General features: G+C 48.8%; 24 protein-coding genes. 9 read left to right on the plus strand and 15 right to left on the minus strand.

Annotated elements, in window-relative coordinates; translation table 11 throughout:
• Positions 1-25 precede the first annotated feature (25 nt).
• On the minus strand, positions 26-1,312 hold the full coding sequence (gene aroA / locus FC83_RS08430; protein ID WP_035454051.1) for a 3-phosphoshikimate 1-carboxyvinyltransferase: 1,287 nt from the start codon (positions 1,310-1,312) through the stop codon (positions 26-28).
• A 14-nt stretch (positions 1,313-1,326) separates the two neighbouring features.
• Positions 1,327-2,502 carry a chorismate synthase gene (gene aroC / locus FC83_RS08435; protein ID WP_035454049.1) on the minus strand — a complete coding sequence of 392 codons (1,176 nt, stop codon included), beginning with the start codon at positions 2,500-2,502 and terminating at the stop codon, positions 1,327-1,329.
• A gap of 224 nt (positions 2,503-2,726) precedes the next feature.
• On the opposite strand from aroC, the gene FC83_RS08440 reads away from it, so the two are divergent.
• The 5 genes from FC83_RS08440 to FC83_RS08460 all read left to right on the plus strand — a co-directional run bounded on the left by FC83_RS08440 (position 2,727) and on the right by FC83_RS08460 (position 9,591).
• Positions 2,727-4,655 (plus strand): fructose-1,6-bisphosphatase, encoded by a 1,929-nt coding sequence (locus tag FC83_RS08440; protein ID WP_236700825.1) that lies wholly within the window; start codon positions 2,727-2,729, stop codon positions 4,653-4,655.
• Positions 4,656-4,755: 100 nt separating this feature from the next.
• Entirely contained in the window at positions 4,756-5,487 is a 732-nt protein-coding gene (locus FC83_RS08445) for a DUF2087 domain-containing protein (RefSeq protein WP_201782564.1), read from the plus strand.
• Positions 5,488-5,511: 24 nt separating this feature from the next.
• A complete protein-coding gene (locus FC83_RS08450; protein WP_057002638.1) occupies positions 5,512-6,729 on the plus strand; it encodes an MFS transporter in 1,218 nt (405 codons plus the stop codon).
• Positions 6,730-6,775: 46 nt separating this feature from the next.
• Positions 6,776-8,152, plus strand: coding sequence for a hypothetical protein (locus FC83_RS08455; RefSeq protein WP_057002639.1), 1,377 nt, complete (start codon positions 6,776-6,778; stop codon positions 8,150-8,152).
• Between the two features lie 71 nt (positions 8,153-8,223).
• Positions 8,224-9,591, plus strand: a complete 1,368-nt coding sequence (locus FC83_RS08460) for a hypothetical protein (RefSeq protein ID WP_057002640.1) — start codon at positions 8,224-8,226, stop codon at positions 9,589-9,591.
• A gap of 99 nt (positions 9,592-9,690) precedes the next feature.
• On the opposite strand, the gene purD is transcribed toward FC83_RS08460, so the two are convergent.
• Genes purD through purE form a run of 11 tightly spaced genes read right to left on the minus strand, consistent with a single transcriptional unit; the run spans position 9,691 to position 21,074 of the window.
• Positions 9,691-10,941, minus strand: a complete 1,251-nt coding sequence (gene purD, locus FC83_RS08465) for a phosphoribosylamine--glycine ligase (protein WP_035454036.1) — start codon at positions 10,939-10,941, stop codon at positions 9,691-9,693.
• Positions 10,942-10,956: 15 nt separating this feature from the next.
• The gene (gene purH, locus FC83_RS08470) at positions 10,957-12,489 is read right to left on the minus strand and encodes a bifunctional phosphoribosylaminoimidazolecarboxamide formyltransferase/IMP cyclohydrolase (protein WP_201782549.1); all 1,533 of its coding nucleotides are present in this window, start codon (positions 12,487-12,489) and stop codon (positions 10,957-10,959) included.
• 5 nt (positions 12,490-12,494) lie between these two features.
• A complete protein-coding gene (purN, locus tag FC83_RS08475; RefSeq protein WP_200868865.1) occupies positions 12,495-13,073 on the minus strand; it encodes a phosphoribosylglycinamide formyltransferase in 579 nt (192 codons plus the stop codon).
• A complete protein-coding gene (gene purM, locus FC83_RS08480; RefSeq protein ID WP_035454032.1) occupies positions 13,070-14,116 on the minus strand; it encodes a phosphoribosylformylglycinamidine cyclo-ligase in 1,047 nt (348 codons plus the stop codon). Before purM ends, purN begins: the two co-directional genes overlap by 4 nt.
• Before the next feature lie 5 nt (positions 14,117-14,121).
• Complete coding sequence (gene purF / locus FC83_RS08485; RefSeq protein WP_035454030.1) at positions 14,122-15,582, minus strand: amidophosphoribosyltransferase; 1,461 nt, start codon at positions 15,580-15,582, stop codon at positions 14,122-14,124.
• Positions 15,567-17,795, minus strand: a complete 2,229-nt coding sequence (purL, locus tag FC83_RS08490; RefSeq protein WP_035454028.1) for a phosphoribosylformylglycinamidine synthase subunit PurL — start codon at positions 17,793-17,795, stop codon at positions 15,567-15,569. The genes purF and purL overlap by 16 nt, the downstream gene beginning before the upstream one ends.
• Before the next feature lie 25 nt (positions 17,796-17,820).
• On the minus strand, positions 17,821-18,489 hold the full coding sequence (gene purQ, locus FC83_RS08495) for a phosphoribosylformylglycinamidine synthase subunit PurQ (protein WP_035454025.1): 669 nt from the start codon (positions 18,487-18,489) through the stop codon (positions 17,821-17,823).
• A complete protein-coding gene (gene purS, locus FC83_RS08500; protein ID WP_035454020.1) occupies positions 18,489-18,746 on the minus strand; it encodes a phosphoribosylformylglycinamidine synthase subunit PurS in 258 nt (85 codons plus the stop codon). The genes purQ and purS overlap by 1 nt, the downstream gene beginning before the upstream one ends.
• Positions 18,733-19,467 (minus strand): phosphoribosylaminoimidazolesuccinocarboxamide synthase, encoded by a 735-nt coding sequence (gene purC, locus FC83_RS08505; protein WP_057002642.1) that lies wholly within the window; start codon positions 19,465-19,467, stop codon positions 18,733-18,735. The genes purS and purC overlap by 14 nt, the downstream gene beginning before the upstream one ends.
• A complete protein-coding gene (gene purK, locus FC83_RS08510; RefSeq protein ID WP_152537759.1) occupies positions 19,442-20,596 on the minus strand; it encodes a 5-(carboxyamino)imidazole ribonucleotide synthase in 1,155 nt (384 codons plus the stop codon). Before purK ends, purC begins: the two co-directional genes overlap by 26 nt.
• Positions 20,589-21,074 (minus strand): 5-(carboxyamino)imidazole ribonucleotide mutase, encoded by a 486-nt coding sequence (gene purE, locus FC83_RS08515; RefSeq protein WP_304503435.1) that lies wholly within the window; start codon positions 21,072-21,074, stop codon positions 20,589-20,591. Before purE ends, purK begins: the two co-directional genes overlap by 8 nt.
• A 268-nt stretch (positions 21,075-21,342) precedes the next feature.
• Between purE and FC83_RS08520 the strand changes: the two genes are divergently transcribed.
• The 4 genes from FC83_RS08520 (at position 21,343) to FC83_RS08535 (ending at position 24,120) form a co-directional block, all read left to right on the plus strand.
• On the plus strand, positions 21,343-21,876 hold the full coding sequence (locus tag FC83_RS08520; RefSeq protein WP_035454014.1) for a VanZ family protein: 534 nt from the start codon (positions 21,343-21,345) through the stop codon (positions 21,874-21,876).
• 79 nt (positions 21,877-21,955) lie between these two features.
• A complete protein-coding gene (locus FC83_RS08525) occupies positions 21,956-22,921 on the plus strand; it encodes a 3'-5' exoribonuclease YhaM family protein (protein ID WP_057002643.1) in 966 nt (321 codons plus the stop codon).
• Positions 22,922-23,226: 305 nt separating this feature from the next.
• On the plus strand, positions 23,227-23,616 hold the full coding sequence (locus FC83_RS08530) for a hypothetical protein (RefSeq protein ID WP_035454006.1): 390 nt from the start codon (positions 23,227-23,229) through the stop codon (positions 23,614-23,616).
• A 153-nt stretch (positions 23,617-23,769) separates the two neighbouring features.
• On the plus strand, positions 23,770-24,120 hold the full coding sequence (locus tag FC83_RS08535; protein WP_057002644.1) for a hypothetical protein: 351 nt from the start codon (positions 23,770-23,772) through the stop codon (positions 24,118-24,120).
• A gap of 167 nt (positions 24,121-24,287) precedes the next feature.
• Here FC83_RS08535 and FC83_RS08540 read toward each other — a convergent pair whose 3' ends face one another.
• Both FC83_RS08540 and FC83_RS08545 read right to left on the minus strand, forming a co-directional pair.
• Positions 24,288-24,812: a dihydrofolate reductase family protein gene (locus tag FC83_RS08540; protein ID WP_035454005.1), complete on the minus strand. Its 525-nt coding sequence runs from the start codon at positions 24,810-24,812 to the stop codon at positions 24,288-24,290.
• Positions 24,813-24,846: 34 nt separating this feature from the next.
• Positions 24,847-25,323 (minus strand): GNAT family N-acetyltransferase, encoded by a 477-nt coding sequence (locus FC83_RS08545; RefSeq protein WP_081763122.1) that lies wholly within the window; start codon positions 25,321-25,323, stop codon positions 24,847-24,849.
• Between the last annotated feature and the right edge of the window lie 57 nt (positions 25,324-25,380).

Here is a 25,380-nt window from a genome sequence, read left to right on the forward strand (position 1 = left end):
AAAGAACGCTTGTTAAATATCTGTTCTAATATATTAACGCCAACAAATCCTCATAAAACTTCGGATAAGATACGTTCACCGCGTCGGCGTTTTGTAACTTAAAGTGATCTTGGCTCAACAACGCTGCCACCATCAACATCATGGCGATCCGATGGTCGCCATGGCTGTCTAAGTTGGTGTCCACGGCATGTAGCGGCGTGGGGCCGGTGATGATCATGCCATCGGGCTTTTCTTCAATGTTGGCCCCCATTTTCCGCAATTCTTGGGTGATGGTGCTGATGCGGTCGGTTTCCTTGACCCGCAGCTCCTCAGCCCCAGAAATCGTAGTGACACCCTGGGCTTGGGTGGCACACAAGGCCACTAAAGGTAGTTCGTCAATCACTGCGGGGATGGCTTCTTTGGTGATGGTGACGCCCGTTAATTGGGCGTGCTTCACCCGCAAGTCGCCGGTGGGTTCAAAGCCTTCAGTCATCTTTTCCACACTGATAGCCCCGTTCATTTGGCCGATGATATTTAAAAAGCCAATCCGGGTGGTGTTTAAGCCCACATTGGGCAATAACACGTCACTGCCGGCCAAAAGCGTGGCCGCCGTAATGAAGAAAGCCGCCGAAGATGGATCCCCGGGTACCGTCAAGTCTTGGCCCGTCAGGTGTTGCTTAGGCGTCACCGTCAAGGTCAAGCCCGCAGTGGTCAAATCCCCGCCAAAATAGCGCAACATGCGCTCGGTATGGTCTCTAGTGGCTAATTTCTCCGTTAAATGACTAACGCCGTCAGCTTGCAGGGCCGCAAAAATCAAGGCGCTTTTCACCTGGGCACTGGCCACGGGGATGTGGTAGTCTAAGGGCTTTAAATGGGCATTGGCAGCGACTTGCACCGGCAAATGGCCGGCTGTGGCCGTAAACTTGGCCCCCATGCTGGCCAAGGGATCTAACACCCGGCCCATGGGGCGCTTGCTCAAGGACGCATCCCCGATAAAGTCCATATCAAAGGCCTGGCGACTCAACAACCCCAACAATAAGCGAGTGGAGGTCCCTGAGTTACCCATATCCAAAGGCCCCTTAGGCGGTTTTAACCCATCCAGCCCCACCCCGTCAATGGTGACGCTATCGGTGGTGGTCTGAATGTTGACCCCTAAGGCTTTAAAAGCCCCAATGGTGTGCAGACAATCTTCTGAAAAAAGGAAGTGCTTGGCGGTGGTTTGACCCTTAGCCATGGCCCCGAACATGATGGCCCGGTGGGAAATACTCTTGTCCCCCGGCACCAAACACGTGCCTTGCAGCTGAACCGGACCGGTTTGTAATGTTTTATCCATAGTTTAATGTGCTCCTAGTAATGTTTTAATTCGTCACGGTAATCGGCCAATTGAGTCTTTAAACGACCCATGGCACTGGCATCAAAGGTCTCTAAAACCGCTTGGGCCAAGGTGATGGCCACCATAGCTTCAGCCACCACCGCCGCAGCGGGCACAGCCGTGGTATCGGAGCGTTCCACATTGGCCTTGTAAGGGGCTTTACTGTGGATGTCCACACTTTGTAGGGGTTTATAAAGGGTGGGGATGGGTTTCATCACCGCAGAGATCACAACGGGTTGGCCGTTGGTCATGCCCCCTTCAAACCCACCCAAGTGGTCGGTTTGCCGGTAAAAGCCCTTGTTCTTATCATAAAAAATTTCGTCCATGTCTTCACTACCGGGATGGGCGGCTAGTTCAAAGCCATCCCCAAAAGCCACCCCTTTAAAGGCGTTGATGGCTACGATAGCTTGGGCCAAGCGGCCATCTAATTTCCGGTCCGCACTGACATAACTGCCCAGTCCTGCCGGCAGGCCCGTGGCGATGACTTCCACAATGCCCCCCAGGGTATCCCCAGCTTTTTTGGCGGCATCAATGGCCGTTTTGATTTGGGTCTCCGCAGCGAGATCAAAGGTCCGGACCTCACTTTTTTCCGTCACCGCCCGCAAAGCTGCTAAATCTTCAAAGTCATTTAACTTGTTGGTATCCGCCGCAATGGGCCCTAATTGTTTCACAAAACCTAAAACATCAATGCCCAATTCCTTTAAGAATTGCTTGGCCACACTGCCCACGGCCACCCGCATGGCGGTTTCCCGGGCACTGGAGCGCTCTAAGACATTACGCAGGTCTTGGTGCTGATATTTCATCCCCCCCACTAAATCCGCATGGCCGGGTCTGGGTTTGGTGACTTGGCGCACGGAATTGGCCGCCGTGGCAGCTTCGGTGGGAGACATGATCCCCTGCCAGTGGGCATAATCCTTATTGGGCAGTTGAATGGTGATGGGCGAACCCAAGGTCAGTTGATGGCGCACTCCAGCGGTGATTTCCACCTGGTCAGTTTCAATTTTTTGACGGGCACCGCGGCCGTAACCCTGTTTGCGCCGTAGCATATCTTGATTGATTTGGTCAATATCAAGCTTTAAGTTGGCGGGCATCCCTGAGATCACGGCCGTTAACATGGGTCCGTGGGATTCCCCGGCAGTTACATACTCCATAGTAGTCACTCCTGAGATCAAATTTTTGCAATTCAATTTGCAATACAGATTGGATTCATTGTACCATGAATGAGACCTTTATGAGAATAACCTAAAAATTCACGTAATTGGTCTAATCTGGTCATGGTTGGCATAGCAGTTATTAGAGTATGCTTTAAAAGCAGATGTAAGCCTTATCATTTCACAAATTTATTGTTATAATGTAGCCATCACTGGAAAAGGATGTGTTCATCACGCAAGAACTTGAAAGAGAGTTACTTCAGGAGAAGTACCCCACCAGAGAAGCTGTCACCACGGAAATTATCAACCTAGAAGCTATTTTGAATCTTCCAAAAAGTACGGAAGCTTTCATGAGCGACATTCACGGCGAATTCGCCGCCTTTGATCATATTCTCAGAAATGCCTCTGGGAACATCACCATCAAGATTCAAGACCTGTTTAATGGGAAAATGACCCCCAAAACCCAAAAGCAATTTGCTTTTTTGATTTACTACCCCACCGAACGGGTCCGCATCATTAAAAACAGCTTCGATGATCCAGATGATTTGAAACAATGGTATCTGGATACTTTCGAAAATTTGCTGGACATGTTGAAATATTGCGCCACCAAATATACCCGTTCTAAAGTCCGTAAAGCCATGGCCCCTGAGTTCGTTTACATCACCGAGGAGTTGCTCTACGGGGACTTTAGCACCGAGGATAAACATAAATATTACGCCCAAATCACCGATGACATCATTGGCCTGAAAACCGCCGACCAATTCATCATCGCCTTGTGCCACACCATTCAACGCTTGGTGGTGGACCATTTGCATGTGGTGGGGGACATTTACGACCGGGGCCCGGCGCCGGATAAAATCATGGATCGCCTGATGCGCCACCATTCTGTGGATCTGCAATGGGGCAACCACGACATTCTTTGGCTGGGGGGCGCCGCTGGTTCTAGTTTATGCGTGGCCAACTTATTGCGGATCTGTGCCCGGTATAATAATCTATCTATCGTCGAAGACGCTTATGGCATCAACCTGCGCCATTTGTCCTTATTGGCCGAGAAGTATTACCAAGATAACCCGGGGTTTGCCCCGAAGATCATGCACGAAGATCGCCGGCCCGTGGGTGCCGAACTCACCCAACTCACTAAAATTCACCAGGCCATTGCCATCATTCAGTTCAAACTGGAGGGTCAAGCCATTGACCGCCGCCCAGAATTCAAGATGACTAAACGTAAATTGCTGGATAAACTCAGTGATGACCGCCAGTCCATCACCTTAGATGGGAAAACTTACCCCATCATTAACGGCTGTTTCCAAACCGTTGATCCCAAAGACCCTTACACCCTGCTACCGGAGGAACAAGACGTCATCGACCAGTTGACCCAAGCCTTCGTCAATTCTGAAAAGCTCCACAAACATATGGATTTCTTCATGAAAAAGGGCAGCATGTACTTAACCTATAACGGCAATCTCCTGATCCACGGCTGTGTGCCGGTGAATCCCAAGGGCGAGATGGAGGGCTTGCGGTTAAATGGCAAGCTTTATAAGGGTAAGGCTTTGTTTGATCTCCTGGAACAAAATCTCCGGACCAGTTATTTCAAGTCTAAAAACGGGGATGATTTGTCCACGGACTTATTATGGTATCTCTGGACTGGACCGGAATCGCCATTATTTGGCAAACGGGCCATGACCACCTTTGAACGTTACTTTATTGAAGACAAAGCCACCCACGTGGAAGTCACCAATAGTTACTATAAATTACGCCATGAGGCTTGGTTTATCGAAAATATCCTCAAGGAATTCGGCGTAGACGCGGACACCGGCCATGTGATCAATGGCCACACCCCGGTGAAAAAGGGCCAATCCCCGATTTTAGCCGATGGGAAGATGCTGGTGATCGACGGCGGATTTGCCCGGGCCTATCAAAAGACCACGGGTATTGGCGGTTACACCTTGTTATATAATTCCTATGGGCTGCAATTAGTCACCCTGCAGCCCTTCACCACCCGGGCCAACGCCATCGCCCAACTCAGCGACATCGTCTCCACCAAACACGTGGTAGAACAAGAACTCGCCCGCAAAACAGTGGCTGAAACCGACATTGGCACTAAGCTCAAACGCCAAGTCCGCCAGCTGCAGGAATTGTTGGAAGATATGTAATCCTAAATTAAGCAATCATCTTCGGGATGGTTGCTTTTTTGATTGCAAAATTAAGTTTTGTTTATTATAATGTAAACAAATAAATGAAATGTTGTGATATATAATGATTAACAATGATAATGTCTACGAAATAGCTGACTTGCAACAGGGTTATTACCTAGCTGACGGGAAGTATCATTGCCTTTACTGCACCGCCAGTTTTGCGGAAAATCAAGTTTATCCCTTAGATGGCCAATTTTATACGGCCAAAGGGATGATAGAAAATCATCTAACGTCTGTGCATCAAGGGCCGTTGTTAGCCCTGTTATCAGAATCCCATGAACAATTTGGCATCTCAACTGCTCAGTTAGCGGCATTGCAGCTCTTTGTCCAAGATTTACCCGACAAAGTCATCGCCCAACGCCTGGCAGTATCCCCATCAACCGTGCGCAATCACCGCTTTAAGTTACGGGAAAAAGCGCGCCAGGCTCGTTATCTATTGGCCGCCATGGCCTTGTTAGATAAACCAGACCCAACGTTGGTCCCCCATGTTGGTGCCACGATGATCGACGAACGTTATCAAATAACCGCCGCTGAACGGGCCCAAATTATTCAAACCACCATGGACCAAAATGGCTGGATTGAAACCTGGCCCCGAAAAGAAAAACGTAAAATCGCCTTGCTAAGTGTCTTGATCAAAGATTTTGACCCCCATAAAAACTATGCTGAACCCGCCGTCAACGATATTTTAAAACAACATGTGGCCGATTACGTCACGGTGCGCCGCTATTTGATTGAATACGGCTTTTTAAAGCGCACCAACGATGGCAAAACTTACTGGGTTAATTTGTAACTCGCATCTTGGTTAGGAGTTCCTATGAAAAGAGGCGTCAATTATTTACTTATTGCCCGGGGTTTTTCAGAATTTGCCCTGGCCATGTATACCATCACACTACCCCTGATCATTTTACAACTGACCGGTTCTCTAGCGAAAAGTGGGTATTTTTTTGCCCTAATTACCCTGCCCAGTTTATTGGGGATGCCCTTTGTGGGTCCACTGGTTGAACGGGTCAGCCGCCAACAAATGATTCAAATTTGTTTACTGCTTTTGTTTACCCTTTTTGGCGGCCAACTCATCTTGTACCACTTTAACCTAATGCAGCTGGTACTTTTGACCCTGATTGCCATGGTCATCACTTTGATCAGTGCGGTGTCAGATATCGCCACCCGGGTAATTTTTTCTGAATTGGTCCCAGCTACTGAGTTAGAACGGTACAACGGCCTAAAAAGCCTCATCGATAATATTTGTACCTTTGCTGCACCGATGCTGGGGACTTTCATATACGGTTTATGGGGCAGCCAATATGTCGTTGGCTTGATTTCGATATTACTACTCCTAGCCCTCTGGTTTGTGACGCAAATGGCCTATACCCGCAAAATAACCCCAACCCAGCGCACAGAAACCAGTTTTGGCGCCAATCTAAAGGCTGGTATCACCTATATCAAAACGCAAAAGACTATTTTACGGCTATTCTTATTAGCCATGGTTTTGAATTTCTTTGTGGCGGCCACCGATGAAATCATCAATCCTGGCATCATTGTGGCCAAATATGGGATTTCCAAACAACTCTTTGGCTTCTCTGCCACCGCTTTTATCACTGGCGTTATTTTAGCCAGTTGGTTGATTAGCCGCCGGCCCAAAATTGATTTACATGCCAAATTAGCCCAACTGTTTGTCATTAACAGCCTAATTATGATCCTCATTGGTTTAAGTTCGCTATTATTGATCCATCAGCCTTGGCAGTTGTTTTATGGTGTCTTCTTAGGATTAGAAGCACTCTTAGGCTTTTGCACCATCTTGATCAACATCCCATTAACTGCCTATTTTCAAGCCCACGTCCCTCTTGGCTATCAAGGCCGCTTTTTTGCCTTTTTTGTTTTCACCGCCAAACTCGCGGTGCCTTTGGGGATGGCGTATACTGGGCAACTTTCCCAAAAAATGGGACCAGATAGCACCTATATTCTGAATAACGTTATGGTTATCTTAATTGTTCTTATTGTGTTTCATAAAAATAAGGCTAAACCAGATACCTAAAAGTGCTATGCTAATAATAAAGTTTGCACTTCTGGAGGACTGTCCCATGGCAATTGATCCGTTAGATTTTCATATGAAAATTCGGCAGGGCATCGTTTTTTTCGTGGCCCATGCGATTCAGTTGCTTCCTTTGGCCTTGTTTTCGGCCGTCGAACCGGCTGATTCCCTCATGCTGGCTTTACCACTGCTATTATTTTATGCCGGCAGCAAAACGGGGTTATTGTTGATCAATGGCCTGGGCAAGGTCACCAACGCCTACCGTTTGACCCAACTGGCCTTGCTGGTGGGGACTGGGGCTGCTTTGGGGTTGGGTTTGACGGCAATCCCAATTATTGATGAAATTGCCGCCTTGATTTTAGGCTTAAGCGCCAGTGTGGTGTTAGTGGCTTTTCAAACGGTGTATTATCTGGAGCGTACTGTTTGGCATTGGTTTATTGGCAACGTGGAATTGCTGGGAGGCGCCCTTTATGTGGCCGTCATGGCCGGTTTGATGTGGTTGGTGGCCCGCTTCAATAGCCGTTGGTCGTTTTTAGTCTTGGCTTTGTTTTTAGGGCTGGCTTTATGGCTCCTGCACCAATTCCCCAACTTCATTCACCAAGGCAAACAACCCCTGACCCGAGCCGGTAGTCAATCCTTAAATGACCTGGAACTGTTTATGTGGCTGACTTTATTGGTCTTTAGCCTGCGCTATGTGCGGCAGTTTGCGACTCAGGGTGCCTTGTTATTGTTAGACATCGTCCTTTTGGGCTTCTTCACTTTTTTAGCCCGCATTATTTTACGCCAGCGTATCACTATCCGGTTGCCTTGGTGGCATATCGTGGCGTCTTTTCTAAATGGTATCGTGGGCACTTTTGCCATGTTATACCTGCTGTTTGCCACGGATCCTAAGGTTAGTTGGTTCATCCCCGTCAGCTACACTGCCTATGGTTTAGGCTTTTTAGGGGGTCAATTTTTCCGGCGACCGTTGCAAAAGTTATTAAAACCTTTATCTGATTTGACCATTCAACTGCTGGGGTTCGTCCTAGGCAGTTGGCTGTTGGTTTTCCCACTGACTTTGCCTTTAGGGTTATTCATCATTGGCTTCATGGGCACTGCCAATAGTATTTTGCTGAGCCATGCCGCCTTTATTGCCCCCGCTGGCGACCTGCAAAATCGCCTAATGGTCAAATACCGCAATGTCAATTTGGGCAGTATTTTGGCGCAGTTTCTCATGTTACTGCTAATCGGTATCGTGTCGCTAAAACGCCAAGGGCATTTCCTGGCATTGTTGGCCAGGGTCAATCAGGGGCAAACTGCCGGATTGACCCATGGGGTGGTCTTGACCATGGGCTGGCTCATGGCTTCATTCATTACCCTAGGGGCCATTGCTGTCATGGTGCTGGCTGACAAGGTCAACGAACAGCCCTTGTACGTCAAAAAGTGACAGTCCTAGCTGGTCACTTTTAGCAGTGGGGTTTATACTGCAGCTAAAGTTATCACTTTGGAGGCTTGTTCATGACCAATGATCCTTTAGATTTTAAAATGAAAATCAGACAAGGCATCGTTTTTATCGTGGCTAATTCGATGCAATTATTGCCTCTGGCGTTGTTTGCTTATGTGACCCCCACCAATTCATTACAGTTGGCATTTCCCCTACTGTTATTTTACGCGGGCAATAAAACCGGGTTGTTATTGATCAATGGCCTGGGCAAAGTCACCGCGGCCTATCATTTGACCCAACTTTCTTTAGGGGTGGGGCTGTTGGCGGCCTTTGTGCTGGGATTGACCAACATTCCTATTGTAGACGACCTCACAGCTTTACTACTGGGCTTGAGCGCCAGTGTGGTCTTGGTGGCCTTTCAGACCGTGTATTATGTGGAGCGCACAACGTGGCATTGGAATATCGGGGCCGTGGAACTGATCAGTGGAGTGCTTTATGTGGCGTTAGCCGCGGGGTTGATGGTGTTAATCAGCCGCTGGCAAGTGCGCTGGACCTTTTTAGGCTTGGCCCTGTTTCAGGGTTTAGCTCTGTGGCTGTTACGGCAATTTCCCAATTTTATCCGCCAAGACCAACATCCCCTGACCCGGGCTGGCAGTCGCTCTAATAACGACATTGAACTCTTCGTTTGGCTGACCCTGTTAGTCTTGGGGCTGCGGGATGTACGCCAATTTGCCAATCAGCTGGCCCTGTTATTTCTGGGCATCGTCTTACTGGGCTTCTTCGCCTTTTTAGCCCGAATTCTTTTCAAAAATCAGGTTAAAATCCACTTTCCTTGGTGGCATATTTTAGCCTCGTTTCTAAATGGCGCCACGGAAACCTTTGCCATGTTGTACATCTTATTCGTGGCTGACCCTGATAATAAATGGGCCATCCCCCTAGGCTATCTTTATTACGCCCTGGGATTTTTAGCCGGGCAAGTCCTGCGCAAGCCTCTGCAAAAGTGGTTAAAACCCCTGTCCGACTTGACCCTGCAGCTTTTGGGTTTTACACTGGGTAGCTGGCTGTTGGTGAGCCACTTCACGTTGCCCCTAGGCCTATTCATCATTGGCTTTGTGGGGACTGCCAATAGTATTTTGCTAAATCACGCAGCCTTTCAACTCCCCATCGGGGCCCAGCAAAACCGGCTGATGGTCAAGTATCGCAACGTTTACTTGGGCAGCATTCTCGCCCAGTTTCTCATGTTGTTGACCCTGGGCATCACCGCCCTAGCGTTACAAGGTCATTTTCTGGCACCCTTGACCACGGTGCATCGACTAGCGACCACTAACAACCAAGCAGCGGTCTTGATCATGGGCTGTATCTTGGCTTTGATCATCACTTTAGATGCCCTGGCTGTCTTTTTGGTGGCGCCAAAGGTTGATGAACAGCCGTTGTACAAATAACCCTTATGGCTTTTGTTAGGCCCATTGATTACCAGCAAACCGGCCATAATATCTGCAAAAAAAGAGACAACCCCAAAATAGGGCTGTCTCTTGTTGTGTTTATAAGGCTTTACTGCCAATATCATGACGATAAATAAAGGGTTCAGCGACATTTTCCGTCAAAGCAGGATATAACACTGTTTGGCAAGCTTGGATGCTGGCCTGGGTGGTGGTCAACATAAAGACCCGACCCCCGGCGCTGACCAAGTGGCCGCCGACTTCTTCTACCCCCGCATAGGTCACCTGAATCGCTGCGGGGAGGTTTTGTAGGTCTGGCAAGACAATGCCTTTGATTGGCTGTTTAGGATACCCGGAAGCCCCAACGACCACGCCCAAGGTGTAATCCCCTTGGCGCCAAGTCACTTCAGGCTGACGTTTAGCCAACAGGTCCGTGATCAATGTGTAAAAATCACTTTGCAGGCGGGGCAACAACACCTGGGTCTCCGGATCCCCCAAGCGCATGTTGTATTCGATCACTTTGATCCCTGTGTCGGTCAAAATCAAACCGGCATATAAAATGCCCGAAAAAGCCAAGCCATCGGCCACCATCCCTTGAATCGTGGGAATGACGATTTGGTCATAGGCCTGCTGGCTCAAATCCGCCGGCATCTGGGGCAGCGGACTATACGCCCCCATGCCGCCAGTGTTAGGCCCCTTATCCCCATCTAACAGGCGCTTGTGGTCTTGGGACAAGGGCAGTGGCACAATCAAATCCCCATTGATGAAGCTCATGCAGGAAAATTCCTGGCCCACCAAATAATCCTCAATCACCACCGCCTGTTGGGCATCGTGGGCGTACAGCGCCCGCAACACGGATTGGGCTTCAGCTATCGTTTGGGCAATGGTCACGCCCTTGCCCGCCGCCAAGCCGTCCACCTTGATGACGATGGGGGCTTCTTGTTGGGCCACATAGGCCAGAGCCGGTTGTAATTGGGTAAAAGTTTCCGATTGGGCCGTAGGAATGTGATGGCGTTTCATGAAATCTTTGGCAAAGGACTTGGAACCTTCCAGTCGGGCGCTGGCTTGTTTGGGACCAAATACCGCCAAATTGGCTTGGGTAAAGGCATCCACGATTCCCTTACTCAAAGGCACTTCAGGGCCCACAAAAGTCAGGTCCACTTGTTTGTCTTGGGCAAACTGAATCAAGCTGTCAAAGTCGTTTTCATCGATCCCCACAATTTGAATATCATCCAAAGACATCCCGGGATTGCCTGGGGCACAATAAACCGTGTCCACTTGTGGACTCTTTTGAAATTGTTGGCTGATGGCGTGTTCCCGGCCGCCAGAACCAATCACTAAAACTGTTGCCATAATAGCCTCCCCAAACTAATGTTTGAAATGACGTACGCCGGTGAACACTAGGGCCACGCCCAGTTCGTCGGCTTTTTTGATGGAATCTTTATCTTTGATACTGCCCCCAGGTTCTACGATGGCACTAATGCCATGTTTGGCCGCATATTCCACGCTATCGTCCATGGGGAAGAAGGCGTCTGAGGCTAAAATTGCATCTTTAAATTGGGGTTTCGTTTTGGCCTTATCCACCGCGATCTTCACGGAATCGATCCGATTTTGTTGACCGGCCCCGATCCCTAATGTCCGGTCGGCGGTGGTCACTACAATGGCGTTACTCTTCACGTGTTTAACGGTGGTTTGCCCAAAGGCTAGGGCCTTCAGTTGTTCAGGTGTGGGCTGTTTTTGGCTGACCACTTCAAAGTCGTTGGCACTTTCAGTCACTTGGTCCCCAGATTGGATCAAAATCCCCCCCATGATCCCGGTGATTTCCCGGTCGGCGGCAGATTTGGCCCCTTCAAAGTCTAAGGTCAACAGCCGTAAGTTCTTCTTCTTTTCCAAAATGGTTAAGGCTTCGCTGGAAAAACTTGGGGCGATGATGATTTCTAAGAATAATTTATGCATTTCGGTGGCCGTAGCCGCGTCCACTTCCCGGTTCAAGGCAATGATGCCCCCAAAAATCGAGATGGGATCAGACTCATAGGCTTTTTGCCAAGCATCTACTAACTGCGTTGCCACACCAATGCCGCAAGGATTCATATGTTTTAAAGCCACCACAGCGGGTTGATCATTGAAGTCAGATATGATTTGCAAGGCCGCATTGGCATCCCGCAGGTTGTTATAAGACAGTTCTTTGCCGTGGACTTGAGTGGCATTGGCTAAGGAATACTTTTGAGCCAAAGGTTCCACGTAAAACGCGGCTTTTTGATGGGAATTTTCCCCATAACGCAAGCTTTGTCGTTTTTCATAAGTCAGGGTCAATTTTTCCGGTTCTGGTTCCGTGGTGAAGTATTGGGCGATCAAGGCGTCATAAGCGGCGGTATGCCGGAAGACCTTGGCTGCTAAACCTAGGCGATATTCTGGCGTGTCCGTTTGCTGTTGTAACGCTTTAATCACACCAGGATAGTCTTTTGGATCCACCACGGGTAAAACAGATATGTAGTTTTTAGCCGCGGAGCGCAACATCGAAGGGCCGCCAATGTCAATATTTTCAATGGCTTGGGCTTGAGTCACGTCTGGTTTTTCAATGGTTGCTTTGAAGGGATATAGGTTCACGCAGACCAAATCAATAGGCTTAATGTCTTCTTTTTCTAGCATGGCCATGTGTTCCGGATCATCTCTTTTGGCCAACAAGCCACCGTGGACCGCTGGATGTAAGGTCTTGACCCGGCCGTCCAGCATTTCCGGAAAATGGGTGATGGTTTCGACACTTTGAACTGGCACCCCCGCGGCCTCCAAGGCCTTCATGGTGCCCCCAGTGGAAATCAATTCAAAATCCAAGGCAACTAATTGTTTGGCGAAATCAACCAAATTACTTTTGTCTGAAACACTCAGCAAAGCTCTTCTCATTATCGTTATAGCGCTCCTTTTTTAAGTAAATCTGCCAGGACATCAGGATATAAAACGTGTTCGGTGGCATGGATCCGGGTTTCTAAGCTGTCTAAGTCATCCGTGGGTAACACGGGGACAGCTTTTTGGGCGATGATGGGGCCAGAATCTACCCCCGCATCGATGAAATGAATGGTCACCCCAGTTTCCTTGACCCCGGCCTGAAAAGCATCTTCAATGCCGTGGGCCCCAGGAAACTTGGGCAGCAGGGCCGGGTGGATATTGATGATTTTGTTGGGATAAGCAGCTAATAAAGTGGGGCCAATGATGCGCATGTAGCCTGCCAATAAGATGGCCTGGACGTCCCGGGCTTGCAGGGCGGCCAAAATAGCCGTTTCGGCGGCGGCTTTATTAGCGTAATCTTTGAAATTAATGACAAAACTGGGAATATTAAATGCTTGGGCCCGCTGTAACACCGGGGCATCTTGGTGGTCACATACCAATAATACCACCTGTGCGGGTAATTGGCGGGCTTTGATTGCCTGGACCAGGGCTACAAAGTTAGTCCCGGTACCGGAAGCAAAAATGGCAATTTTTCTCATTATACCTGAGCCTTTCCTGTGAATTCAACCGCTGACTTATTTCGAGCCGTCACCTGACCTAGTTCAAAGTAAGTGGTACCGGCCTGTTTGAAGCATTGGGTCACCGCTGCTAAATTTTTAGGATGGACCATTAAGGTCATGCCGATCCCTAAATTAAAGGTCTGCAACATATCTTGGGCCGTCAGTTGACCTAAAGCTTGTAACCAAGTAAAGACCGCTGGCACTTGCCAAGCATCCCAGTCAATGGTCACGGCTAAGTCAGCCGGGATCGCCCGGGGCAGGTTTTCCACCAAGCCACCGCCGGTGATATGGGCAGCCGCCGCAATCAGGTCCTGTTGCAATAAGGGCAATAAGTCCGGCGTGTAAATCCGAGTTGGGGTCAATAAAACACTGGCTAAATCTTGGCCTAATGCTGGGATAAGGGCATCTAATTTAAAATCATGGTCTTTAAACAACAATTGGCGGATCAAGGAGAAGCCATTGGAATGTAAGCCAGAACTTGGCAGACCAAGGAGGACGTCGCCGGCCGCCACCTTGTCCGGTGTCAGCATTTTGGCCTTGGCCACCAACCCCACGGCAAAGCCCGCCAAATCGTAATGATCTGGGGCGTACATGTCGGGCATTTCTGCGGTTTCACCGCCAATTAAGGCCAGTTGCCCCTTGGCACAGCCGGCTTGTACTCCGGCCACGATTTCGGCCACCGCCGCCGGGTCTACCCCGTGGATCCCTAAATAATCTAGGAAGTATAAAGGTTTTGCCCCCTGGGCCAAAATGTCGTTGACACACATGGCCACCAGGTCTTCGCCGATGGTATCGTGCTTGTGGGCGGCAATGGCCACCAAAAGCTTGGTGCCCACCCCATCACTGCCAGAAACTAAGACGGGCTGTTTTACATCAGTGGGCAATTCGTACAGCGCTCCAAAACCGCCGATGCCCCCTAATACATGGGGGTCCTTTTGATCCTTGGTCAAGGCGGCGATCTTAGCCACCGCCGCATCCCCGGCGGCAATATCTACCCCAGCAGCCTTATAAGCATCTTGGCTCATTTAAATTAGCCCTCCTTAATGGTCACGTGATTTTCTAAGTTCAAGCGTTTTAATTCCGTTTGTAATTCATCTTCAAAATCGTAAAGTGGCGTGGGATAATCCCCGTTGAAATAAGCCACGCATAGCCCACCGTTAGGCGCATCAGTCTTCAAGCCAATGGCCTTGATCAAGCTTTCCACGCTCAAGAAACCTAAAGAGTCTGAGCCAAAGAAGGCATTCATTTCAGCCACATTCTTATGGGCGGCGATCAATTCATCGGTGCTTTGAATATCGATGCCATAGTAACAAGGGAATTTCAAAGCGGGGGAGGCAATGCGCAAATGGACTTCCTTGGCCCCAGCTTCTAACAACAGGCGCACGATATATTTACTGGTGGTGCCCCGGACGATGGAATCATCGATCAAGGCCACCTTTTTACCAGCCACCACCCCTTTGACGGGGGATAGCTTCATGCGCACGCTGCGTTCCCGCATGTCTTGATTGGGTTGAATAAAGGTCCGGGCGATATATTGGTTTTTCACCAAACCCATTTCATAGGGGATGCCACTGGCTTCCGCATACCCAGAAGCTGCGGATAAGGAGGAATTAGGGACCCCCACCACAATGTCGGCATCCACAGGTTGTTCTTGGGCCAACAGGCGCCCCATTTCCTTGCGGGCGGTATGGACATTGACCCCGTGAATATCGGAATCCGGCCGGGCGAAATACACATATTCCATGGAACAAATCGCCAACTGGGTGTCTTTGGTGTAGTAATCCACCTTGTAGCCCCCGTCATCAATGATGATCAATTCACCGGGTTGGATATCCCGGATGAACGTGGCCCCCACTGAATCCAAGGCACAGGTCTCACTGGCCACCACAAAGGCGCCGGTTTTCATCTGGCCTAACACCAATGGCCGCAAACCGTTGGGATCCACCGCTGCGTATAAATGGGTCTCGGTCATCAATAAGAAGGCAAAGCCCCCCCGCACGGTGCGCAAAGATTCCTTGAGCTTATCTAAAAAATTGGTATGGGAAGAGCGGCGCAATAAGTGGATCAAAATTTCTGTGTCCGAGGTGGTATGGAAAATAGCCCCCTCATTTTCCAGGCGTTTTTTCAAACTAAAGGCATTGGTGAGATTGCCATTGTGGGCCAAGGACATATCCCCATCGGTAAAATGAAACATCAACGGTTGAATGTTATCCAAACTCTTACTGCCAGAAGTGGTGTAACGCACGTGGCCAATGGCCGCATCCCCAGTGAGACTGGCTAAGCGTTCCGGGTCTCTGAAGACTTCGCTGAGTAACCCAAGTCCTCGGACGTTCTTTAATTCATGCCCATCCTTAGACGTGATCCCCGCACCTTCTTGGCCCCGATGTTGCAGGGCGTGGAGGCCATAATAGGTCACATCACTGGCTTGGGGTTGCCCCCAGATACCGAAAACACCACATTCTTCATTTAAACTCTTTACTTCATAAGGCATGGAATAGCATCCTCCCAAATGGCTTTGGCCTGGTTCAAATCAATAATTTCGGTTGCGTTGCCGGTGTGAATGGTTAAGGTTGGCGCAGCGGTTACTTCACCCAATAATTGGGCTTTAGCCCCCAATAAAGCTTCAAATGCAGCAGCTTGGGCGGGTTTAACGGTGACTAAGAAGCGGGATTGGCTTTCAGAAAACAACCAAGCGGGATCAAGATCCCAATCGATGGTCGCCCCTAAATGACCTTGACTTTGGAAGCTGCTTTCAGCTAAGGCTGTCAATAAGCCCCCCTTAGAAATATCATGGACCCCTTGGGTTAAACCAGCTTGAATCGCCTGTAACATCACGGCTTGGTTGTCGGCTTCAGCCTGGAGGTCGAAGTCAAAGAGTGCCCCACTAATTTTGCCAGTTTGTAGTTTCTGGATTTCAGAGCCGTTAAAGCCGGCGGTGGTTTGGCCCACCAGGTAAACCAGATCTCCAGCAGCCTTGAAAGCTAAGGTTTGAATATCTTTAGTATCTTTGATCAAGCCCACCATGCCCACCACCGGTGTTGGGTAAATGGCTTGGCCGTTGGTTTCGTTATATAAAGAAACGTTCCCAGAAATCACCGGGGTGTCCAGCATTTTGCAAGCCTCAGTCATCCCCTGGGCACTGGTTGCTAATTCATAAAAGTGTTCTGGTTTTTCCGGATTGCCATAGTTCAAGCAATCGGTCATGGCTAGGGGTTTAGCCCCTGCAGCCACTAAGTTGCGGGCCGCTTCCGCCACGGCGATGGCGCCGCCGACTTTAGGGTCCAAGTAGATATAACGGGCGTTACCGTCCATATCCATGGCCAGGGCTTTTTTCGTGCCCCGGATCCGCAAAACTGCCGCATCACTACCAGGTTTCACTACGGTATTGGTCCGGACTTGGGTATCATAAGTCCCATAAATCGAGGCCTTAGAGGCAATGGTGGGTTGAGCGAGTAATTGGTAGAAGGTCTTCGCTAAATCAGTTACGTCCGGTTGGAATTGGGTAGGTTCTGGGGCCACCAAGCGGGCAGGGACTTGCTTAGGCCGATGGTAAACCGGCGCGTTAGACACTAAGTCATCCACTGGGACATCACAAACCAACGCCCCTTGATGATACAGGCGGTAAGCTTTATCCGTGGTCACATGGCCAATCTTCACCGCATCCAGGCCAAACCGGTCGAACACGTCTAAAATTTCTTGTTCATACCCTTGATTCACACACAACAGCATGCGTTCTTGGGATTCGGATAACATCATTTCATAAGGGGTCATGCCGCTTTCCCGCACGGGGACCAGGTCTAAGTTCAAGACCATGCCGGTGCCGGCTTTAGAAGCCATTTCCGCCGAAGATGACACTAACCCAGCAGCGCCCATGTCTTGGATCCCCACTAAAGCTTCCTTGTGGTGGCGCACCACTTCTACGCAAGCATCCATCAAGAGTTTTTCCATGAAGGGATCCCCCACTTGGACAGCAGAGCGGTCACTTTCCGTGTCGTCACTGAATTCTTCACTGGCAAAAGTAGCCCCGTGAATGCCATCCCGGCCAGTTTTAGCCCCCACATAAATGATGCTGTTGTCACTGCCTTTAGCCTGACCCACTTGCATGTCTTTTTGGTCTAGGATACCCACACACATAGCGTTGACCAAGGGATTGCCTTCGTAGGTGGCATCAAAACTGGTTTCCCCGCCTACAGTGGGCAGGCCGATGCAGTTGCCATAATCGGCAATGCCTTTGACCACTTGGGACATCAAATACTTGGTCCGGGGATTGTCTAATTCCCCAAAGCGCAGGCTGTCTAACACGGCAATGGGTTGGGCCCCCATGGAGAAGATATCCCGGATGATTCCCCCCACACCAGTGGCGGCCCCTTCATAGGGTTCCACAGCAGACGGGTGGTTGTGGCTTTCGGCTTTAAAGACCACGGCTTGGCCATCGCCAATTTCCACGATCCCAGCCCCTTCCCCAGGCCCTTGGAGGACTTGTTTGCCGGTGGTATGGAATTGTTTTAAAACCGGTTTGGAATTTTTATAAGAACAATGTTCACTCCACATCACGGCGAACAAACCCGTTTCTGTGTAGTTGGGCAGGCGCCCTAACATGGTACAAGCCAACTCATATTCACTATCGGTCATGCTCCAAGCTAAATAAGGTTTTTGAGCCTTGATTTCTTCAGGTGTCAGTTCCAGTTTTGTGGGATTAATCATTGTTTTATTGGTCTCCTTATATAAATTACAAAGCGGTTTTAGTTGCTTGGGCCATACTTTCAAACAGTCCTAAACCATCCGTTAAGCCTAACAAAGCTTCCACGGCCCGTTCAGGATGGGGCATCATGCCTAACACATTGCCCTGAGCGTTGGTGATACCGGCGATGTCGGCCACACTGCCATTGGGATTATCCGTATAAGTGAACACGATTTGGCCATTGGCCTGCATTTGGGCTAAGGTGTCGGGGTCACAATAGTAATTGCCTTCCCCATGGGCGATGGGCAGGGTAATGGTGTCCGTGGTATAGGCACTGGTAAAGCGGGTGTTAGGATTGGTGATCTTTAATTCGGTATCTTTACAAATGAATTCTAAGCTGGTGTTTTCATGTAAAGCCCCAGGTAAGAGGCCAGCTTCGGTGAGGACTTGAAAGCCATTGCAGACGCCTAAGACCAGGCCGCCTTGGTTGGCAAAGTCGATGATGGCAGGCATGATGGGAGAGAAACGGGCAATGGCGCCACAGCGCAGGTAATCCCCGTAGGAAAAGCCCCCGGGGATCAAGACCCCGTCAAAACCAGCAAGGCTAGTGGCGGTGTGGGGCAATAATTGGGCACTTTCACCCAATTGGTCCACCACGGCATGATACATATCTTCGTCACAGTTAGAACCTGGGAATACGATCACGGCAAAGCGCATTAGACCGCCTCCAATGCTTCAATTTCAAAGCGATAAGTTTCCATGTTGACGTTCACCAATAACTTGTCACAGATATCTTTGACTTGGGCCGCCACGTCGTCTTGGTCCACACCGGTCAATTTCAATTCGAAATATTTCCCCATGGTGACGTCGGCCACATTTTCATAAGCTAGGCGATGTAAAGCGGATTTGATGGATTCGCCTTTAGGATCCAGGATCGAGGGTTTATAAGTCACATAGATTTTAGCCAAGTACATTGATCGCACGCTCCTTATCTTCAATGCGTTTCAAAACTTCTTCATAACCTGGGCGTAAGTCCCCTAAGCCCTTGCGGAAAACATCTTTGTCTAAGGACTTGCCCGTCTTCTGGTCAATGAGTCGGGCGGTGTCTGGGGAAATTTCGTCAGCCAGTAAAATGTTGCCTTCAAAGTCCAGGCCAAATTCCAACTTGAAGTCCACTAAGGTGATATCAATATCAGCAAAGAATTGCTTTAAGGCGGTATTGACGGTCAAAGCCTTTTGTTTCAATTCCGCGATTTGGGCCGGGGTGGCGATGTCTAGAGCCACGATCTGGGCATCGTTGATGAAGGGGTCGTCTAAGGCGTCACTCTTATAATAGAATTCCACGATGGGTTGTTTGAATTTCATGAGGTGGGCCACGTTAAACTTGGTTTCAAAATGACCAGATGCTAAGTTGCGGACGACAGTTTCCAGGGGAATGATTTGGACTTTTTTCATGATCTGTTCGGTTTCAGACATTTGTTGGATAAAGGCTGATTCAATGCCCTGGGTCTTTAAGTAGTTGAAGATATGACCGGAGATTTGGTTGTTTAACGTACCTTTGTGGGCGATGGCGACTTTTTTAGCCCCGTTCAAGGCAGTGGCCTGGTCGATATATTCGGCCCAAACAACTTGTTCATCGTCGGTGGCGTACATTTTCTTAGCTTTGCCTTCATAAAGTAATGCTGCTTTTTTCAAAATTACCCTCCTGATTTTCGAAATCCTGTGCTTCTTGAATTAACGTCTCTAAGTTATTACCCACTAAGGTCACATGCCCCAATTTTCGTTTAGGGCGAATCTCAGCTTTCCCATAATCATGGAAATGCCAATCCGGCCGGGTTACCAACGCCTGACGGGCGCGAATCAATTCGTCCCCTAATAAGTTGAACATCACCGCGGGTTTGAGTTGGTGGATCTCGGGGATCGGTAAGCCACAAATACTGCGGATATGGGCTTCAAATTGGGAAACATTGCAGGCTTCAATGCTGTAGTGCCCGGAATTATGGGGCCGAGGGGCCAATTCATTGACCACCACTTGTTGGTCCTTGGTCACAAAGCACTCGATGCCTAAAACCCCGGCCAGCTCTAAGCCTTGGGCCACCTTGGTGGCGTAGGTTTTTATTTGGGCCACCACGCTGTCGGGGATTCGGGCGGGGATGATGCTAGTGTGGAGAATGTGGTCGCGGTGCTGATTTTCAGCCACGGGGAAGGTGCGGATCACGCCGGCATTGGTTTGGGTCACCATGACGGAGACTTCTTTGTCAAAGCTGATGCGGCCCTCCAGGATGCAAGGAACTTGTTGGTAGAGCTTGGCGGCAGCGTCATAGTCGGCGGCACTGTTGATGTCTTGTTGGCCGTGGCCGTCATAGCCCCCTTCACTGGTTTTTAAAATGGCCGGCAGGCCGATGGTGGCCACAGCGTCTTGGAAGCTGGCGGCATCGGTGACTTTGGCAAAGGGGACGGTGGGAATGCCCTGTTGGTGCAAGAAGTTCTTTTCCTGCCAACGATCCCCGGTGATGGCTAAGAGTTCCACGCCTTGGGGTAATTGTTGCTTAGAAAGTTGGCTTAACGTTTCAGTGGAGACATTCTCGAATTCATAAGTTAACACGTCACTTTTAGCGATTAGGTCATTGATGGCCCCTTGGTCATCGTAGTCGGCGACGATTTGAAAGTCGCAAACTTGGGCGGTGGGACAATCTGGCGTGGGGTCTAAAACCCCCACCTTGTAGCCCATGCTCTTGGCACTGAGCGCCATCATTTGGCCTAATTGGCCTCCACCGATGATCCCGATGGTGGCCGGTGGTAAAATTGCCTGCTGTTTAAACAAGTTGGTCACTACTTTCTCGGCTGGCTTGGGCCTGTTTTTCTCTGAAATCAACTAGGACCTGTTGCAAGTGCTCATCTTGGAGGCTCAATATTTCTGCGGCTAGGATGGCGGCGTTCTTGGCACCGGCAGCGCCGATGGCCACGGTGGCCACGGGCACCCCCCCGGGCATTTGGACAATTGAAAGTAACGAATCGACGCCATTTAATGTTCGTGTTTTAACCGGAACCCCAATTACAGGTAGGGTGGTTTTGGCGGCGATCATCCCCGGCAAGTGGGCAGCCCCACCGGCACCGGCAATAATCACTTGAATCCCTTTTCCCCGGGCATTCTTGGCAAAATCAAACATCTCATCTGGCATACGATGGGCTGAAATCACTTGTTTGTTAAAGGCTATTCCGAAATCGGTTAACTGGTCCGCCGCATTTTTCATGGTTTCCCAATCAGATTTTGAGCCCATCACTAGGGCAACTTTTTCCACTGTAGACGACTCCCCTTTTGAATATTTGGTATTTTTAGTTTAACGGTGTCAAACTGATATGTCAATGATAAATCCATATAATTACCCGTTTTCTAATTTTAATGTTCGTGTTTTACCTAATTTGGTCATATTCTTAATAAATATTCACGCAAAAATCACATTGAATCGGTAAAAACATAACAGAAATGCTAAAAAAGCCTAATATACTAATTATTAGACTTAGTTCCCGAATATTTTAGTAATTTTCTAATGGAAAGGCTGTGTTTTCATGACAAGTGCTTGGCAATATTTTCCCGTTATTTTGATTTTTGCATTGATCTCCTTGGCCATCACTCGCTTGAAGACTGCCCACTTCACTGGGACTCAGCGCTTTGTTTTGACAACGGTGGTGGTCTACTTGGCGGCCTTAGACCTGTTATGTTTTACCCCCAGTCAAATCAGCTGGGCAGCCTTAAATGACCTGCAGCCCACCTGGTTGCTGGGCCGGGTCCCCGCCAACTTCATCCCCTTTTACAAAATCGACCTGGGCTTTTTCCTAAACATCTTGATGACGATTCCCCTGGGGATTTATTTAAGCCTGCTGGTTAAACAACCTAGTTTAGCCCTCAGCCTCAAAGCCGGCCTAATCTGCGGTGTGACCATTGAAAGCAGCCAACTGCTCTTCGGTGCCCTTTTTGACATTAAGCGCTGGGTGGATATCAACGACGTGATCACCAACTGTCTCGGGGTGCTTTTAGGGTATGGGACCTACGTGGCCATCACCAAACTCAGCCCGAAATTGGTCCGCAGTTTTGAGCTGTGACCCAACACACATTGCATCTCGCCCCAAAGACTGGTAACTTTGAAGAAAGTACTTCAATCGGTTGCAATGAGGTGATAAGATGGCTTTTTATGATATCGATAATGGTCAAACGACCCAGGGCACGGCGTTGTTTCAAGAAGTTGACTTGCGGGCCGGCAGTAGTGGCAAGCCCTATGCCAGCGGCTTTTTGACCACCAAAGCAAAACGCATCCCCTTTAAAGTTTGGGATGCGTCGGAAAATATGCGCCATTTCAATAACAAAATCGTGACTTTCAGCGGCAAACGTAATGATTATCAGGACAATCTGCAATTTGTCTTAGATGAAAAAAATTTAAAGTTAGCCGCCGACCAAACCCTGGCCAACTACCTGCCCAGTTCCTATTGGGATAAAAATACTTTAAAAGAAGACATGCGTTACTTCATTAAAAAGATCACCGACCCGGACTATCAAAAAATCGTCAGTGACCTGTACAAACAAGTGGCTCAAGATATTGTGGATCCGTTGTTTGACATGCCTGCGGCCATCCGCATGCATCATGCCTTCATCGGCGGTTTATACACCCATACCCTATCCATGTGTTTTGAAGCCGAGGGTATTTTGAAAAACACCATTTATCAAGACCAGATCAACCCCAGCCTTCTGTATGCCGGCGTCTTGCTCCACGACCTGGGCAAAGCCTATGCCTACACCAATAGCCATGACCACGCCGAAAGTAAAGCCGGCCAGCTCTTAGAACACGTGGCCATCGTCGACGGCTTATTGGTGGCTGAGGGCGTCAAAGTCTTCAACTTAAGCTATGGCCAATTGCTGGCCAATGAGAAGTTCTTATTGTTACGCCACATGGTCTTGTCCCACCACGGCCGCCTAGAATGGGGCGCGGCCATTAAACCCGCCATTCCCGAAGCTATCTTGCTCCACCAATTAGACCTGATGGATTCCCGCCTGGAAATGATGCGGGAAGTCTATGATGACCAACAACCCGATAGCTTCAGTGACCGGATCTTTGGATTAGATAACATTCACCTGTATCGCCATGGAGATTGATGTTTGATTTCTAACAACAGATTTCAGCTCTGTTATGCTATCATCTGGCTATATAAAAAGCGCCCGGTTGCGTCAACAACCCCGCGCTAAGCTCAACGCCATTCATTTAACGGTGGCATTGGTTAATACCACAAAATCGTCCCTAACTCGCCTAAACTAGCAGGGCGATTTTTTAGTTTGGCTGAATTTTCGCACCCTGTACTAGTACAGGTCAACGCATTTTCTAACTGTTATATCAGCATAAATAACGGTAGTTTTAATCATTTTCTCATGATATAATTATTATTAAGAAAGAGGTGAGAAAAGTGTCCCGTACCACTCGGTTTTTAAAAATAGCCATTGGTATCTCGTCTTTAGCCGCTATCCTATTCATTTTTCTACCATCCCTAGACCCAATTGGCAGTAGCGCTAGTCAGTTGTTTAACGAAAATTTCTTCGTTACCTTAAGCTTTATGCTTGGTCTGCAACTCATCAACTTACTATTGCTGAGATTCTCCAACAAAGCCGCTAAAATTGCGGGCATCATCATTAACATCCTGCTGGGCTTTGGTGCTTTGAGTACCTTTGCAGCGTATCTTTTCCTTCGTGGCGCCACTTTTGTAACTTTCGGCATCTTATTGACGACCATCGGTTTTATCGTCGCCTTTGGCCTAAATGCCTTGATCTCCACCCGGCCGACGCCATCATTTCAATAATTGTACTTAACCAAAGCTCTACATCACCCAGCCCAGCGGGTCCTGATGTCGGGCTTCTTTATTTGGGCACGATATAACGTCATTCAGAAAATTCCCAAAAGCGAATTGATTTTTGATTGCTAGAAACAAATCTTAGCCATAGTATGCTATAATATGGCTATACAAAAAGCGCCAGGTTGCATCAACAACCCAGCGCCAATCACAAAGCCGTTTAAGACGGTGACAGATTTTGCGTTAAAAGACCGCTTTAACTCTGCAAAAGTTATGAAGGCGGTCTTTTATTTTATCCTTTTTTTGAGTCTTCGCCATGCTTTGATCAGCTGCGTCACTGAATTCAGCAGCTTTGCAACTGCTAAATTGAATGCCGTAAATGCACCAATCAAGGCAATGGTTAATAGCCCAAATGTGAACAAAATGGCGCCTCCTTTCATCGGAATGCTGGGTACTATGAGCTATATACCCATAAGAACCACCCTCTTAATTAGATTTGCCAACCGTCTCTAACTTCTTTGCTGCTGAAATTATACCATATAAGAACCTGTGAGCCTAGAGTATCAATGGTTTACAGGCTTTTTGATTGCATTACGAATTCATCTGTATCATCTCAATAAATTACCCATCCAAAAAGCCCCTTGCCAGCAACCTATCCATGCTGTTGGCAAGGGGCTTCTTTATTTGGGCACTGTATAACGCAATTCAGCGAATTCCCCAAAACGGCTCACCGCCGTTAGTTTTAGCCGCTGTTGGTAGCTGGTATCCTGGAACAACGGGATACCTTGGCCCAACAGGACTGGGGCGATTTGAATGATCCACTGGTCCACCAAATTGGCTTGGGTGGCGACTTTAAGCAATTGTCCGCCGCCCACCAACCAAATCGCCTCAGATCGAGTGGCTTTTAGCTGGGTGAGAAATACCGCCGGATCGTCATGAATGACTTTAGCATCGGGCAATTGCAGCTTCGGTTGCCGGGAAAAGACATAGTTTTCCTTATCGGGATAGAGCAGGTCATCTTTGAGATAATACTTGCTGGCTTCATAGGTCCGACGCCCCATGGCCGTGATACCAATGGTTTTGTAAAAAGCGGGGTAAGTACTGCCATCCCCTTCTGGCGTGGTCAACAACCAGCTCAAATCATCATCGACCCCCGCCAAATAACCATCTAAGCTGATAGCGCCATAAAAAATTAATTGTCCCATTTAATCATGCCCCCTTATCAAATACCAACTAGGCTCAAACATCTTTTTTTAAAATCCATAAAGTCCCAATTTCGCTATCCCGGCGCTGGCCATCATCCCGAAAGCCGGCTTTAAAATACAAAGCCTGGGCCGCGGTATTGTTGGCATTGACTGCCAATATAATGCGCTGAATCCCCGGAAAGTGTTGGGCCACATATTGGGGTAGGGCTAACATAGCTTGTAAGGCAATATGCTGGCCCCGGTAGCGGTCATCCACCGACAATGCCCGTAACAAAATATCTGTTTCAAAGCGGCCGCCATATAGTTGCGGGCCGTCCTTGACATGGAGACAAAAAAAGCCCACCAGCAAATTGGCCCGGTAAATCATCATGGGAAAGCGATTGGACTTGCCCGCTGAGCGGGTGATAACCGACGTGGGCCCGCCGGTATAACGCTGATCTTGCAGTTGGTAGGCGGCCACTTGGGTTTGATTTTCCGAGGTATCCACATAACGTTTAATTGTAACAGCCATCCCCGATTCCCCCTTTGTTGTCAGATAGCCTTATTATACCAAAAAGCGCCCTAGTGC

The sequence above is a fragment of the Agrilactobacillus composti DSM 18527 = JCM 14202 genome, from assembly GCF_001436375.1.
GTDB lineage: Bacteria > Bacillota > Bacilli > Lactobacillales > Lactobacillaceae > Agrilactobacillus > Agrilactobacillus composti.